The sequence below is a fragment of the Herbiconiux sp. genome, assembly GCF_004297105.1.
Lineage (GTDB): Bacteria > Actinomycetota > Actinomycetes > Actinomycetales > Microbacteriaceae > Herbiconiux.
Map to the genome: position 1 here is coordinate 1 of NZ_SCVE01000004.1, position 15,087 is coordinate 15,087.

General features: G+C 71.4%; 9 protein-coding genes and 1 riboswitch. Of the genes, 5 read left to right on the forward strand and 4 right to left on the reverse strand.

Annotated elements, in window-relative coordinates; translation table 11 throughout:
• Window positions 1–131 precede the first annotated feature (131 nt).
• Window positions 132–4,283 (reverse strand): ATP-dependent RNA helicase HrpA, encoded by a 4,152-nt coding sequence (gene hrpA, locus EPO52_RS01235; protein ID WP_290800809.1) that lies wholly within the window; start codon window positions 4,281–4,283, stop codon window positions 132–134.
• Window positions 4,284–4,315: 32 nt separating this feature from the next.
• Window positions 4,316–5,110, reverse strand: a complete 795-nt coding sequence (locus tag EPO52_RS01240) for an alpha/beta hydrolase (protein ID WP_290800811.1) — start codon at window positions 5,108–5,110, stop codon at window positions 4,316–4,318.
• Window positions 5,111–5,238: 128 nt separating this feature from the next.
• Here EPO52_RS01240 and EPO52_RS01245 point away from each other — a divergent pair, with 128 nt between their 5' ends.
• Together EPO52_RS01245 and EPO52_RS01250 are read left to right on the forward strand one after the other, a co-directional pair.
• The gene (locus EPO52_RS01245; protein ID WP_290800813.1) at window positions 5,239–5,964 is read left to right on the forward strand and encodes a DUF1684 domain-containing protein; all 726 of its coding nucleotides are present in this window, start codon (window positions 5,239–5,241) and stop codon (window positions 5,962–5,964) included.
• Window positions 5,961–8,042, forward strand: coding sequence for a DUF255 domain-containing protein (locus EPO52_RS01250; RefSeq protein WP_290800814.1), 2,082 nt, complete (start codon window positions 5,961–5,963; stop codon window positions 8,040–8,042). Before EPO52_RS01245 ends, EPO52_RS01250 begins: the two co-directional genes overlap by 4 nt.
• Window positions 8,043–8,115: 73 nt before the next feature.
• Here EPO52_RS01250 and EPO52_RS01255 read toward each other — a convergent pair whose 3' ends face one another.
• The gene (locus tag EPO52_RS01255) at window positions 8,116–9,045 is read right to left on the reverse strand and encodes a rhodanese-like domain-containing protein (RefSeq protein WP_290800816.1); all 930 of its coding nucleotides are present in this window, start codon (window positions 9,043–9,045) and stop codon (window positions 8,116–8,118) included.
• Between the two features lie 224 nt (window positions 9,046–9,269).
• Between EPO52_RS01255 and EPO52_RS01260 the strand changes: the two genes are divergently transcribed.
• Together EPO52_RS01260 and EPO52_RS01265 are read left to right on the forward strand one after the other, a co-directional pair.
• Window positions 9,270–10,316, forward strand: coding sequence for an ATP-binding cassette domain-containing protein (locus EPO52_RS01260; RefSeq protein WP_290800819.1), 1,047 nt, complete (start codon window positions 9,270–9,272; stop codon window positions 10,314–10,316).
• Window positions 10,313–11,128 carry an ABC transporter permease gene (locus tag EPO52_RS01265; protein WP_290800821.1) on the forward strand — a complete coding sequence of 272 codons (816 nt, stop codon included), beginning with the start codon at window positions 10,313–10,315 and terminating at the stop codon, window positions 11,126–11,128. The genes EPO52_RS01260 and EPO52_RS01265 overlap by 4 nt, the downstream gene beginning before the upstream one ends.
• Window positions 11,129–11,131: 3 nt before the next feature.
• Here EPO52_RS01265 and EPO52_RS01270 read toward each other — a convergent pair whose 3' ends face one another.
• Window positions 11,132–14,569: a BTAD domain-containing putative transcriptional regulator gene (locus EPO52_RS01270; protein ID WP_290800823.1), complete on the reverse strand. Its 3,438-nt coding sequence runs from the start codon at window positions 14,567–14,569 to the stop codon at window positions 11,132–11,134.
• 60 nt (window positions 14,570–14,629) lie between these two features.
• Window positions 14,630–14,693: riboswitch (guanidine-III (ykkC-III) riboswitch) on the forward strand.
• A 14-nt stretch (window positions 14,694–14,707) separates the two neighbouring features.
• Between EPO52_RS01270 and EPO52_RS01275 the strand changes: the two genes are divergently transcribed.
• Window positions 14,708–15,022 carry a multidrug efflux SMR transporter gene (locus tag EPO52_RS01275; protein ID WP_290800825.1) on the forward strand — a complete coding sequence of 105 codons (315 nt, stop codon included), beginning with the start codon at window positions 14,708–14,710 and terminating at the stop codon, window positions 15,020–15,022.
• The last annotated feature ends 65 nt before the right edge of the window (window positions 15,023–15,087 follow it).

Consider the following 15,087-nt stretch of genomic DNA (forward strand, 5'->3'; position numbering starts at 1 on the left):
CCAGGGTGAGCGCGCCGCCCCGCGAGGGACGGCACGCGAACATGTCGCGTCGCGCCGGGCAGGGACCGGCGCGACCCGCAGACGGCTGCGCCGCGAAGCGGCACAGCCGCCTGCGGCAGCCAGCACAGCTACTACAACAATTTCGTGACTCGTTGCAGGCTGGCCGGCTCCGCCGTGCCGAGGGGCTGGGCGAAGAGGCCGACGCGGAGTTCTTCGATGAGCCAGCGGGCTTTGGCCAGGTTCTCGGGGGCATGGGGAGCGAGCGGGATGGTGCCGCCCGCGTCGCGAAGGCGCTCGATGGCGGTCTGCACCTCGTTCTGCCAGGCGCGGTCGCGGCCGGGGTTCTCCGGGAGCTTCTCGAGGCGGTAGACGATGCCCGCGAGGTAGCGCGGGAGGTGACCGAGCCGGGCGAGCCCGGTCGCGCTGATGAAGCCCGGCCGCACGAGCGCGGCCAACTGCTCGCGCACGTCGGCCACGGCCGGCAGCAACGACATGCTCGTCACGGCCTTGATGGAGCGCTCCACGTCGCGAACACCGGTGAGGATGCGCAGCACGGTCGCGATGGTCTGATCGAGCAAGGGCAGCACCGCCTTCGACAGGCGGTCGCGCACGGCCTCGAACTCGGCCGCGGTCCAGACGAGGCCGTCGGGGTGCAGGGCGTACAGGGCCTCGTCCGCCGCCGCAGCCATCGCATCGTCGAAGAGCGCGTTCACGTTCTGGTACGGACTCGTGGCGAGCAGCAGCTTCTCGTTCTGCGTCAGGTGCTCGCGTACGTACGAGGCCGGGCTCGGTACCGCGAGCAGCAGCAGGCGCCGCACGCCCGTGGGCGTCGTTCGTGCCTGTTCCTCGGTGGTGGCCATGAGCCGCAGGGCGACCGAGGTCTTCTCATCGACGAGCGCGGGGTACGCCCGGATGATTCCGCCGTGCTGATGGGTGTCGACATGGTGTGCCAGCTCGCCGAGATCCCAGGTGGTGAGACCGGAACGCTCGCTGAAGCCCCCGCGGTTGCCGGAGGAGCCGCTCGCGGCGGCCACGCGCGAGACCAGGTCGGCGGCGCCGCGGGTGCCGGATGCCGGCGCGCCGGTGCCGCGGCTGTCGGCATCCTCCCGCCCGTCGCCGTGCCGTCCGTCACGGCGCTCGCCGCCGGATGCACGCTCGCCACGACCGGCGCCGCCCGCCCGGCTGCCCTCAGCCGCACCGCGCCCGCTCGATGCGAGGGCGATGCTCGCTCGGGCCGCATCCGCGAGTCGCGTCTGCAGCGCGGAGAGGTCTTTGCCCGTACCGACCACGCGGCCGCGCTCGTCGACCACCTGGAACGTCACGCGCAGGTGGGCGGGCAGGCGGTCGCGGTCGAAATCGGAGGCCAGCACGCGTTCGTGGGCCAGGCGGCTCATCGTTGCGGCGAGGCGGTCGAGGAAACCACTCGACTCCCCAGCGGGCGTGCGGCCGGCAGACCGACCCGGTGCGGTGCCCGAGACGGAGGCGCGCGACGCGCCGCCCGGCGAGGAGATGCCCGCGGCATCCGAGCCCGGAGCGGCACCCGCATCCGGCCCCAGCTCATCGAGGAGTCGCTCGGCCCAGTCGGTGGCCGGCACGAAGTTCACGCGAAGACGTTTCGGCATCGAGCGGATGAGCGCGGTGACCAGTTCGCGCCGGAACCCCGGCACCTGCGACTCGAACGCCACCTCGTCGAGGCGGGGCAGCAGCGCCAGCGGCACGGTGGCCGTGACCCCGTCGTCGTCGGCCCCGGGTTCGAAACGGTAGCGCAGCGCGAGGCGCTGGTCGCCCTGCTGCCACAGCGCGGGGAACTCGTCTTCGTCGACCTCCGGCGCCCCCTCGGGCAGCAGGGTGTCGACGGTCATCGTGAGCAGGTCGGGATCGTCGCGGCGTGCGGTCTTCCACCAGCCTTCGAAGCTGCGCTGCGACACCACGTCGCGCGGGATGCGCGCCTGGTAGAACTCGAACACCGCCTCGTCGTCGAGCAGGATGTCGCGCCGCCGGCTGCGCTCCTCGAGCTGCTCGAGGTCGCGGCGGAACGCCCGGTTCGCGCGGTCGAACGCCTGCTGCGACTCCCACTCGCCCTCCACGAGGGCGTGCCGGATGAAGAGCTCTCGCGCGTACTCCGGGTCGATCCGCGCGAACTGCACGCGTCGCCGCGGGATGATCGGCACCCCGTAGAGCGTCACCCGCTCGTAGGCCACCGCGGCGCCCTGCTTCTTCTCCCAGTGCGGCTCGGAGTAACTGCGCTTCAGCAGGTCGCCCGCGAGCGGCTCGGCCCAGGCCGGATCGATGGCGGCATTCATCCGTGCGAAGAGGCGGCTCGTCTCCACGAGCTCGGCGCTCATCACCGCGCTCGGCTGTTTCTTGGCGAGGGTCGAGCCCGGGAAGATCATGAAGCGCGTCTGGCGGGCGCCGAGGTAGTCGCGCTTGACCTGGTCGCGCAGGCCGATCTGCGAGAGCAGGCCCGAGAGGATCGACCTGTGGATGCCGTCGGGGTTCACGGCGGGCTCGCCGATGCTCAGCCCCAGCGGCTTCGCGAGCTGCCGCAGCTGCCGGTACACGTCCTGCCACTCGCGGATGCGCAGGTAGTTGAGGAACTCCGCCTTGCAGAGTCGCCGGAACGCGCTCGACCCCAGCTCGCGCTGCTTCTCCTCGAGGTAGTTCCAGAGGTTGAGCAGGGTGAGGAAGTCACTCGTGGCATCGGCGAAGCGGGCGTGCAGCTCGTCGGCGCGGCCGCGCTTCTCGAGGGGGCGTTCGCGCGGATCCTGAATGGTGAGGCCCGCCACGATCGCGAGCACCTCGCGGCTCGTGCCCGTGCGCTTCGACTCCACCACCATGCGCGCGAACCGCGGCTCGATGGGCAGACGGGCGAGGTCGCGGCCGACCGGCGTGAGAGCCGGGTGCCCGTCTTTGCCCGTGCCTCTCACGGCGCCGAGCTCGGCGAGCAGGTCGAGGCCGTCTTTGATGCCCCGGGAGTCCGGCGGCTGGAGGAACGGGAAGGCGGCGATGTCGCCGAGGCCCAGCGAGATCATCTGCAGGATGACGGCCGCGAGGTTCGTGCGCAGGATCTCCGGGTCGGTGAACTCGGGCCGGCGGTCGAAGTCGTCTTCGGAGTACAGCCGGATGGCGATGCCGTCGCTGGTACGCCCCGAACGGCCCGATCGCTGGTTCGCGCTCGCCTGCGAGATCGGCTCGATCGGCAGCCGCTGCACCTTCGACCGCACCGAGTAGCGGCTGATGCGCGCGGTGCCCGAGTCGATCACGTACTTGATGCCCGGCACCGTGAGGCTCGTCTCCGCCACGTTCGTGGCGAGGATGACCCGGCGACGGATGCCCGGGGTGCGGCCGGTCTGGAAGACCCGGTGCTGGTCGGCGGCGGAGAGCCGGCCGTAGAGCGGCAGCACCTCCACGCCGTTGCCGGTGTTCGCGCCGCGGCCCGCGTACTTTCCCCGCAGGGCCTCCTCCGCATCCCGGATCTCGTTCTCGCCGGAGAGGAACACGAGCACGTCGCCGGGCGCCTCGCGTTCGAGCTCGTCGAGGGACTCGCCGATCGCCTCGAACAGGTCTGTGGGCTCTCTGTCGCCGCTGCCTCCCCGATCTCTCGGCGCACCCCGGGGGGCGGTCGCGTCGACGTCGGTGTCCGAGTCGTCGTCGGCGGCGGCATCCGGGGCCAGCGGGCGGTAGCGGATCTCCACCGGGAACGTGCGCCCCGACACCTCCACGATCGGCGCCGGGCTGCCGTCGGCCGCCGCGAAGTGGCGGGCGAAACTCTCGGGGTCGATGGTGGCGCTCGTGATGATGAGCTTGAGGTCGGGCCGGCGCGGCAGGAGCTGCTTGAGGTAGCCGAGGAGGAAGTCGATGTTGAGACTGCGCTCGTGGGCCTCGTCGATGATGATCGTGTCGTAGCGCGACAGCAGGCGATCGTGGTTCATCTCGTTGAGCAGGATGCCGTCGGTCATCAGCTTGATGCGCGTCTCCTTCGACGCCCGATCGGTGAAACGCACCTGGTAGCCCACCAGGCCGCCGACCTCCTGCCCCAGTTCCTCGGCGATGCGCTCGGCGATGGTGCGCGCGGCGAGCCTTCGGGGCTGGGTGTGGCCGATGTTCTCGCGGCCGAGTTCGAGGCAGATCTTCGGCAGCTGCGTGGTCTTGCCGGAGCCGGTCTCGCCGGCCACGATCACCACCTGGTTGTCGCGGATGGCGCGCGCGATGTCGTCCTTCTTCTGACTGACGGGCAGCTCAGGGGGGAAGACGATCTGGAGGGGGGAGGCGTCGGCAGACATCAGCCTTCCATCGTACCGCCCGCGGGGCGGTCCTACCGGGTGGCCACAGACCGCACGAAGGCGGCGAGCTCGGCGGCCATCGGCTCGGGCTCCCAGGAGTGCATCGCGCCCGGTACCGCCTTCTCGGTGGCGCCCGGGATCGCGGCCACGAGGCGGGCGGACGCGAGCGGCATCTGCGGGAACGTCTGCGTTCCGTACACCGTGAGCACGGGCATCCGGATGTCGGCCAGCCCGTCGTTCTCGAGCGCCGCGCTCGCCCACACCAGTGATTCGCCGTCGGCACGCAGGCTCGGCACCTGCGCCACGATCGCGGGCCAGGCCGGCGAGGCCTTGGCGCCCTCGAGGAATTCGGGCGGCATGTCGCGCATGTACTGCACCTGCGCACCCTCGTGATCGCCGGCGTCGAGTCGCGAGGCGAACTCGGCGTTCCACTCGGCCGTGTCGGCGGCGGTCTCGCTGAGCGGGGCCTCCCAGAGAACCAGACCGGTGACCGGCAACCCGGCGGCGGCCGCGCGAAGGGCGATCGAGCATCCCGACGAGTGGCCGCAGAGCACGGCAGAGCCGCCCGCCGCCTCGATCGCGGCGCGCACGGCCTCGAGCTCGCGGTCGAGGTCGAGATCGCCCACGGCCTCGCTCTCGCCGCGGCCGAGGCGGTCGAACACGACGGTGGTGACCCCGAGTGCCGCGGCACGTTCGGCTGTCTCGGTGGTGATGGGGTCGCCCGCCCGGAACGGGCCTGCCCCGGCGATGAAGACGAGCCCCGGACCGTCGCCGGAGCGATCGAAGGCGACGCGGTCGCCCCGGGTGGTGGTGGTGAACTCGGTCATCGTCGACTCCCGTTCGTGGCTGGCGCGTGAACACGACCAGCCTCTCGCGCTGCCCGGCCGGTGACAAGGGCCAGCGCTCGGGCTCGCGAACGCGTGCGCCGCCGAGCGGCGGGCGTAGGGTCGGAGACATGAGCGAGGGAGACATCCGGGATTCGTGGACGGCGTGGCACGAGGCGAGGATGCGGGTGATCACCGAGCCGCACGGAATCGCGGCTCTCGTGGCCACGCACTGGCTGTCACCCGATCCTCAGACGCTCGCTGGGCTCGAGGGTTCCTGGTGGCTCGACGGTGCCGCGATCGTCGGAGACACCTTCACGATCGATGAGGGTGGAGAGGTGATCGTGGGGTCGCTTCTGCTGCGCCATTTCCGGCGCGACGACCAGGTCGCGCTGCGGGTGTTCGATCCCGATGCCCCGAGCCGGGCCTCGGTAGCCGGCATCGACGCCTATATGCCGGATGAGGCATGGATTCTGCAGGGCGAGTTCACCGCCGCGGACGAAGGCGCGGCCGTCGACCTCACGGAGATCGACGGCTACGTCGAGAGCACGGCGTTGGCCGGCACGATCTCCCTGGAGATCGACGGAACCCCGGTGGAGCTGCTCGCCACAGGGTCGCGCACCCAGCTGGAGGTGGTGTTCCAGGATGCCACGAGCGGTTCGGACACCTACCGCTTCCGCTTCCTGAAGCTCCGAGCCGGTCACGGCGACGGTCGCCTCGAGGTCGACTTCAACCGTGCCTATCTTCCTCCGTGCGCATTCGCCGACTTCTACGTGTGCCCGCTGCCTCCCGCGCAGAACCGGCTCCCGATGCCCGTCCTCGCCGGGGAGAAGAACGTGGTGGAGCGCACGGCATGACCAACCGGCTGGTCGAGGCGGTCAGCCCGTACCTGAGATCCCACGCCGGCAACCCCGTGGACTGGTATCCGTGGGGTGAGGAGGCTTTCGCTGCGGCGCGCGAGCGCGACGTCCCCGTGCTGGTGTCGATCGGCTACTCGACCTGCCACTGGTGCCACGTGATGGCGCGGGAGAGTTTCAGCGATCCCGTTCTCGCCGAGCGGTTGAACGCCGGGTTCGTGGCGATCAAGGTCGATCGCGAGGAGCATCCGGAGGTCGATGCGGTCTACCTGGCGGCCGCGGGAGCGTTCACGCAGAACCTCGGCTGGCCGCTCAACGTCTTCACCACGCCGACGGGCAAGGCGTTCTTCGCAGGCACCTACTCGCCGCCGCGAGCGGTCGACGGACATCCATCGTTCGCGCAGGTGCTCGACGCCGTGAGCGAGGCGTGGACGGTGCGGCGGTCCGAGGTCGAGAGCATCGCGACCGGTCTGGCCGCGGCGATCGCGGAGGCGGCGACCGCCGGCCCGGACGGGAGTGCGGCCCCGGTCGGCTCGGTCGACGGGGTCGTTGCGCCGGGTGAGGACGCGTCACGCGTATCCGGCCTCAGCACCGACGCGCTCGCCACCGTGGTGGGCGAGCTCGAGGAGTACGAAGACCGGCAGTTCGGCGGGTTCGGCGGAGCGCCGAAGTTCCCGGTGGCACCGGTTCTGCGGTTCCTGCTGGAGGCGGGTACGCGCGACGCCGCCGCGGCCGCGCTCGCGCTGCGGTCGCTCGAGGCGATGGCGGACTCGACACTGCGTGACCCGGTGGAGGGCGGCTTCTTCCGGTACGCCACGCGGCGCGATTGGAGCGACCCGCACTACGAGCGGATGCTCTACGACAACGCCCTGCTGCTCGACGCCTACGCCCGGGCCTGGACGGTGTCGGATGCGGCCTGGGCGCGCGAAGCGGCCGAGGGCGTCGCCGGCTTCCTGATCGATGTGATGCAGTTGCCCTCGGGCGGTTTCGCGTCGGCGCAGGACTCGGAGAGCACGGTCGACGGCGCCCGCGTGGAGGGCGGCTACTACCTGCTCGATGCCGAGGCGCGAGCCCGCCAGTCACCACCCGCCCTGGACGAGAAGGTGCTCACGGGCTGGAACGGTCTCGCCATCGCCGCGCTCGCGCGGGCCGCGTCGATCTTCGACCGGTACGAGTGGGCCGTCGCCGCGCAGCACGCGGCCGACTACCTGCTCGCGGCCCACGTCGACGGCGCGGTGCTCGTGCGTGCATCGGTGGGGGAGCGCCGATCATCGGCGCCGGCCACGCTCGAGGACTACGGGATGCTCGCCGAGGGCCTGTTGAGCCTCGCGGCGGCCACCGGCTCGGCCCGCTACGCGGTGGCGGGGCGGATGCTCGTCGACGCCGTGCTGGATGCCGCCGACGCGGCCGACACCTCCCCGCACCGCCCGCCCACGCCGGGTCCCATCGCGACGTTCGTGGTACCCGGGGGCGGCGACCCGGTGCTCGACGGCCACGGGATGTCGATCCCGCAGGATCCCTCCGAGGGCGCTTACCCCTCCGGGGTCTCCGCGTGCGCCGCGGCGGCACTTCTGCTGCACGCCGTCACGGCCGACGAGCGGTACCGGCGGGCCGCGGTCGAGGCGCTCGCTCCGCTGAGCGCGCTGGCGCCGACGCGCGCGATCTCCTTCGGGGCCACGCTCGAACTCCTGGCGCGCCTCGGCGGCCCCGCCCGTCAGCTCGTGCTGATCGAACCGGATGCGCCGCTGCCGGCCCGGGCCGCCGGGGGAGCGGAGGCGGCCACCGTGAGCCGCGCCGCTGCTGCTCTCCCCGAGGGGCAAGAGGGCGGAGCGCCTGGATGGGGCGGCGCCGACGCGGAGGCCGCGATGCGGGCCGACGGGCTGCGCGCGGCGGTGCGCATGTGGCCCGGCGGCGCGTTCGTCGCCCGGGCGACGGAGTCCGAGGCTCGGATGCTCGCCGAAGCCGGGTTCGAGCTGTTCGCCGGCCGCGTGGCATCCGGAGCGCAGCCGGCCGCCTACCTCTGCACCGACTTCGTCTGCCGTCTTCCGGCGACCTCGGCCGAGGCCCTCCGCCGCTGACGGCGGTGCGGATGCGCGTGGCCCGGTCGTTCGCGCATGCTCGGGCCTGAGCCGGCCGGACCCTCCGCCCGGCTCAGGCCGCGGTGACCAGCGGCGCGGCCGGGTCGGCCGACCACTCGGCGAGCGAGCCGTCGTAGACCGAGACCTCGGCCACGCCCAGAACACTGAGGGCCAGCGCCGCGAGCGACGCCTCGATGCCCGAGGTGCAGTACGTGATGATCGGCACGGACGACCTGCGGCCGAGCACGGGCGCGAACCGCTCGCGGAGACCGGCGGGCCGCAGCAGCCGGTGCGAGGCCGGGTCGATGAGCCCGGCGACCGGCACGTGCACGCTGCCCGGGATGTGCCCGGGGCGTGCCCGCGTGACGGGCGACAGCGCGTCGTCGGCGGTGCCGTCGAAGATCGCGCGCGATCCGGCGAAAAGCAGCACCGCATCCGTCTCCCCGCGCACCACCCGCTCGACGTCGGACTTCCCGCTCCACAGCGGCTCGCGAAGAGCGGTGACCGCGGCCGGCGGCGCGACGGGCACCACGAGAGTGGCCGCCCCCTCACCCCGCTCGACGGGCCGCTGCTCGTCGCTCCACGCCGCGAACCCGCCGTCGAGCACGGCGACGCGCTCGTACCCGGCACTGTGCAGCAGCCACCAGAGGCGTGCCGCCCAGACTCCGATCGAGTCGTCGTAGATCACGAGAGTGGTCTCGTCGTCGATGCCGAGCGTCGCGGCCGCCGCAGCGAACCGTTCGGGGGAGGGCCGGGTGAAGTCGCCTGACGGCGCGGAGAAGTCGCGCAACAGGTCGGCGAACACCGCGCCCGGAACATGGCCCGAACGGAACTGCGACAGCCCCGACACCCACTCCAGCCCGCCACCCGGCAGCGGCCGCGAGCGCACCGTGGCGTCGATCACCAGAATGCTCTCCGACCCCAGGTGGTCGGCCAGCCACTGCGTCGAGACGAGTGGCGACACGAGCTGAGGGGAGACGCGTAGGGAGTCCGAGCTGGTCACGGGACCACGGTAAGCCCGGCGACCGACACCCTGGCTGTGTATTGCAACAGAGAGTAACGAGAAGGTCACGAGATGACCTCGGTGCCGGGCGGGCACCCCGGATGCCGCTGTGAGAGCCCACAAAGGCCCGTGAAAGCCCGTGAAAGCCCGTGTAAGCACCGCGTGAGTGCCCGGTAAGCGCCCCCGGGCAGACTCGCCTCAGTTCACCAACGAAAGGAGCTCGCATGGCTCTGAACAACGACTGGGCCGTCGAGGCCCACGGTCTCGTCAAGGTCTTCGGCGACAACCGGGCGGTCGACGGCGTCGACCTGAGCGTGCGCACCGGAACGGTGTACGGCGTGCTCGGCCCGAACGGTGCCGGAAAGACCACCACCATCCGCATGCTCGCCACCCTTCTGAAGCCCGACGGCGGTGAGGCCACGATCTTCGGTCACGACATCCGTCGCGAACCGCAGATCGTGCGCCAGCTGATCGGCGTCACCGGCCAGTACGCCTCGGTCGACGAGACGCTGAGCGCCACCGAGAACCTCGTGCTGTTCTCCCGCCTCAACGGGCTGAGCCGAGCGGATTCACGGCGCAAGGCCACCGAGCTCCTCGAGGAGTTCGGCCTCGCGGAAGCGGCCAAGCGGCCTCTGAAGAAGTTCTCCGGCGGCATGCGCCGCCGTCTCGACCTCGCGGCCAGCCTCATCTCGCAGCCACCCCTGATCTTCCTCGACGAACCCACCACCGGACTCGACCCCCGCACCCGCTCACAGATGTGGGACACCATCCGTCGCCTCGTCTCCACCGGGTCGACCGTGCTCCTCACCACCCAGTACCTCGATGAGGCCGACCAGCTCGCCGACCGCATCGCCGTGATCGACCGCGGCATCGTGGTGGCCGAGGGCACCGCCGACGAGTTGAAGTCGTCGGTGGGCTCGGCCTCGCTGCTGCTGAAGCTCGCGGATGCCGCGAACCTCGAACGCGCCCGGCTCGCCATCCTCGATGTCCTCGGCGTCGAGTCGGTGCTCACACCCGAGGCCGGCCGGATCACCGCACCCATGAGCGACCCCGGAACCATCACCGATCTCCTCATCCGCCTGCGGGCCGAAGACATCGCCGTGGCCGAGCTCGCCGTGCAGCAGCCCACGCTCGACGAGGTCTTCCTCGCCCTCACCGGTCACGGCGCGACCGATGAGGAGACCCCCTCCCCAGCGGCGGATGCGGCCGACCCCGTCGATCCGGCCGCCCCCACCGCTCCCGCCGCCACAGAACTGGAGAACGCGCGATGACCTCGCTCACCATCACCCCGGGCCGATCCCGCACCCTCAAGAACCACGTCAGCGTCGCCCAGACCGTGCAGAACTCGTTCAGCATGGCCTACCGCGGCCTGCTCAAGATCAGGCGCACGCCCGAGCAGTTGATCGACGTCACCCTGCAGCCGATCATCTTCACGCTGATGTTCTCGTACATCTTCGGCGGGGCGATCGCCGGGAGCGTGGCCGACTACCTGCCGACACTCATCCCGGGCATCCTCGTGCAGACGGTGATCACGACCTCCGTGGTCACCGGCGTGCAGCTGCGGGAGGACATGGACAAGGGCGTGTTCGACCGCTTCAAGTCGCTGCCGATCGCCCGCATCGCGCCGCTCGCGGGAGCGCTGCTGGCCGACACCGTGCGCTACGCGATCGCCACCACGCTCACCTTCGCCATGGGCTTCGTGCTCGGCTACCGGCCCGAGGGCGGCATCGGCTCCGTGGTGCTCGCCGGCCTGCTGGTGATCGTCTGCTCCTGGGCCATCAGCTGGATCTTCGCGTTCTTCGGCGTCATCGCCCGCAGCGCCTCCAGCGTGCAGGGGATCTCGTTCCTGGTGCTCTTCCCCCTCACGTTCCTCTCGAACGCGTTCGTGTCGCCCGACACGATGCCGCCGTTCCTGCAGTGGTTCGTGAACATCAACCCGGTCTCACACCTCGTGAGCGCTGTCCGCGACCTGGCCAACGCCGGGGCGTGGACCTCGGATGCGTGGATCTCCCTGCTCGGCGCGGCCGTGATCGTCGCGATCTTCGCACCGCTCACGGTGCGGGCCTACATGAAGAAGGCGTAGCGCTCAGGCGCCCTGCCCGGCGACCGGCCACGACCAGGGCCCGCGCGCACCCAGCAGCTGCCGGGTGCGCGCGGGCTTCTCGTCGTCGGGGAGCGCGGAGACGGATGCGCGCATGGCGGCGATCTCATCCGCCGGGGTGCTCCTCGCGAAGCGCTCGAAGAGCGGGGCAAGGTGTAGGGCCGGAGAGTCCTGTCGTGCGCTCAGCGCCTCGGCGAGGCAGAGGACTTCGAGCGCGGTGGCGGCATCCGCGATTCCCGTGCGGAACGACAGGTCTTCGAGCCACACCGCGAGGCCGATGAGCGAGGCTCCCAGCACGGGGCGGTCGACGTAGGGGTTCGCGCGCATGACGGCGAGACTCCTCGAGCGGGAACGGCGGGCGAGCGCCGTCGTCACGTCGTGCGAGGCCGTGGCGTCGACGACCGCGCAGGTGAGGGTGGCCGAGAGCAGCATCCGGTACCACGGGGAAGCGCGCCGGCGCGGGCTGTCGAACGAGGCGATGGCGGCGAGCTGACGGCTCAATGACGCATCGAGTCGGCCCCGGGCCCGCAGCACCTCGGCCTGGCCGGAGAGTCCGATGGAGCGGTAGTCGATGCCATCGGTCTCGCCGGGGAGCCGCGTGATCTGCTCGAAAAGCTCTTCGGCCTCCTCGAGATCGCCGAGAGCGAGTGCGTTGGTGGCCACCGTCCAGTCGAGCTGGCGGATGTCGTCAGCCGCGCCGAGACGGTCGAGGCCGGCCCTGGCGCGCCGGGCCCAGCGCAGGGCTTCCTCCGACTCGGCGCCCTGGCTGTACAGCGACGCGAGCATCTGCGACGCCATCGCGTCGCCCCAGGTGTCGTCGAGTGCTCCGGCGAGGCGTGCCGCGGAGCGGGCCATCGCAATGGCCCGCACCCGGTCGCCGTCGTTCTCGGCGGAGACGCTGGCGATCAAGGTGCCGACGAGGGCGGTCGCCTTGTCGGGTGACTCGATGGCGATGTCCACCCGCGCGAGCAGATCGGTCTGGTCGGTCGCCGAGAGCAGCACGTCGACCATCGTGGCGAGCCTCGAGGGAGCCAGCGGATGCTCGCGCGCGAGTTTTCGCAACCGCGAGAACGGCCGCACACCGAATCGCGGTTCGGTGATCATCGTGGTGGCCGTCATCACCAGGAGCGCTGCCGCGTACTGCTCGACCCGGTCGGCGGAGGGTCGATAGCCGCGGATCACCTGGAACACCGGTTTGCTGAAGGCCAGCACCTCGGTGTGGGCGCTCCGGAGTGTCCAGTAGTACGACAGCAGCGAGAAGATCGACGTCGCCACCACGGCGTGCTGCGCGTCGAGGGCGCGGCGGAGGACGTCGATGAGGTTGTCCTCCTCGGCCGCGATCTCGACGAACGTCGGCACCTGAGTGGGACCGTCCATGAGCGACGCCCGCCGGCGGGCGAATTCGTCGGCCCAGGAGAAGAGGGCGTCGACAGCCGCATCGCGATCGCCGCGTTCGCCGAGTTGGAGGCGACCGAACTCACGAACGGTCTCGAGCATCCGGTAGCGCAGGCCGGCCCGGGTCTCGCGCACCATCACGAGGGACTGGGCGACGAGACCGTCGAGGAGGGACTCCACATCGCTGCGCTCGGCGACGTCCACGACGGTGGCCGCGGCATCGGCGCTGAAGCCGTCGGCGAACTCGGAGAGCCGGGCGAGGGCGCGCTGTTCGGCGGTGCCGAGGAGGTTCCAGCTCCACTCGATCACGGCGCGGAGGGTGCGGTGGCGCTCGGGGGCCGAGCGGTCGCCGCCGCTCAGCAGGGCGAAGCGGTTGGAAAGCCGGCGGCCGATCTCATCGATCGACATCGTGCGGATGCGGGCGGCGGCCAGTTCGATGGCCAAGGGCAGCCCGTCGAGCCGCGCGCAGAGGGCGGCGACCGTGTCGGGTGGGAGGACGGCGTCGGGACGGGCGGCGGTCGCGCGGTCGAGGAACAGGGTGACGGCGTCATCCGTTGTTGCGGGGACGAAGGCAGAGGTGGGGGTGGCGCCCGGGCCGGCCGGGTCGCTCACCAGCCGTTCGCCGAGTGGCTGGAGGGTGTACACGCGCTCGCTCGACACCGCGAGAGGCGTGCGGCTGGTGGTGAGGATGGTGAGCTCGGGCAGGTCGTCGGTGAGTCCGACGCACCAGTCGGCGGCGGCATCGATGAGGTGCTCGCAGTTGTCGAGCACCAGGAGGGTGGGGGTGGCACCGAGACGAGCCAGGATCCGGGGGCGGAGATCAGCCCGCACCGGCGGGTCGCCGAGGCGGCGGCTGGATCCCAGCTCGCGGATGCCGAGGGCGGTCGCGAGCGCGAAGACGATGTCGTCGGCCGAGCGCACACTCGCGAGTTCGACCACCACGACGGCACCGAAGTGTGCGAGCGAGCGGCGTGCGATCTCGTGGGCGATGCGGGTCTTGCCGAGGCCCCCCGGGCCGAGAACCGTGGTGATGCGCGCCGTTCGCAGGAGTGCCATGAGCGCGGCGACGGCTTCGTCGCGGCCGATCAGGGCGTTCGGGGCGGCGCGGATGCCGATGCCGATGCCGAGGCGGGGGGATTCGTCGCGCGATGGAGTGACGGGCCCCGTGGCGAAGGGGCCGACGGGAGGGACACCGGGCCCGACCCCGTACCGCGCCTCGGCCTCGGTCCCTTCTCCGGTCTCGAGGCCCGCCCTCACTCCCACCACCGGCTCGGCTGCTTCGCGGTCGAGCAGCTCGAGGTTGAGTTGCTGCAGATCCCTGTCGGGACTGGTGCCGAAGGCGTCCTGCACGCGGCGGCGGAAGTCGGCGTACACCGAGACGGCCTCGGTCGAACGGCCGAGCGCGTCGAGTGCGCGCATGAGGAGGAGGTGAGCCGAGTCGTCGAACGGAGAGCGCCGGCACAGCGTGCGAGCGATCTCTTCCGCGATCGTGGGCTGGCCGGAGTCGAGGGCGGCGGTGGCCCGTACGGTCTCGATCGCCGCGCGGGCATGGTCGGCGCGTTCGCGCAGCGCATCCGCGAGTGCGGGGGCGGCCAGGTCGGCGCCCGGGTCTCCGCGCCACAGCCGGAGGGCCGACTGAGTGGCGGCGAGGGCGATGGCAGCCGGGACGTCGCGCGCCTCGGCGAGGAGTCTCTCCCCACGAAGGAGGTCGATGGTGTCGCCGGGAACGGCGAGACGGTAGCCGGAGGGCAGCGACTCGATGAGGTCGTCGCCGAGGGAGGAGCGGATGCGCGACACGAGTGTCTGGAGGGCGGCGCGCGCGCCACGGGGCGGTTCGTCACCCCAGATGTCGTCGGTGAGCCGCTCGCCGGAGACGGGCCGCGGACTCGCCAGCGCGAGGGCGACGATGAGGGCCTTCCCGCGTTGACCGGCGGGCTCGACGAGTTCGTCGGCTGCGTTCCGCACCGCGACGGGACCGAGCACGGCGACGCGCACGCGGTCATCGCTCGTCCCCTGAATCTCGCTCACTCCGGCAAGCCTAGTTACCTGGTGCACAGGGCGTGATCAGGTGGCTCTGGCACCCTTGGATCAAGGCCGCAGAGCGGCTTCCGGACGAGGGCGCAGTACCCGGAGAGCGACAAGACTGACCACCTGGAGTGGATTGTCATGTCGTGGATCGTTCTCATCGCATCCGGTGTTCTCGAGGCTGTCTGGGCCACGGCGCTCGGCCGTTCGGAGGGCTTCACGAAGCTCTGGCCCACGGTGATCTTCCTCGCCGGCCTCATCGCCAGCATGGGCGGCCTCGCATTCGCGCTCCGCACCATCCCGGTGGGCACCGGCTACGCCGTCTGGGTGGGCATCGGCGCCTCGCTCACGGTGCTCTACGGCATGACCTTCGGTGGCGAGGGCTTCTCGGTAGCGAAGGCCCTCCTCGTGCTGGGCATCGTCGCCTGCGTCATCGGCCTGAAGCTCCTCCACTGACCGAATGCGGGCAGCCGAGTCGCCGTCGCTGCACCGGTCTTTCGACTGCGCAGCGACGGCGGCGG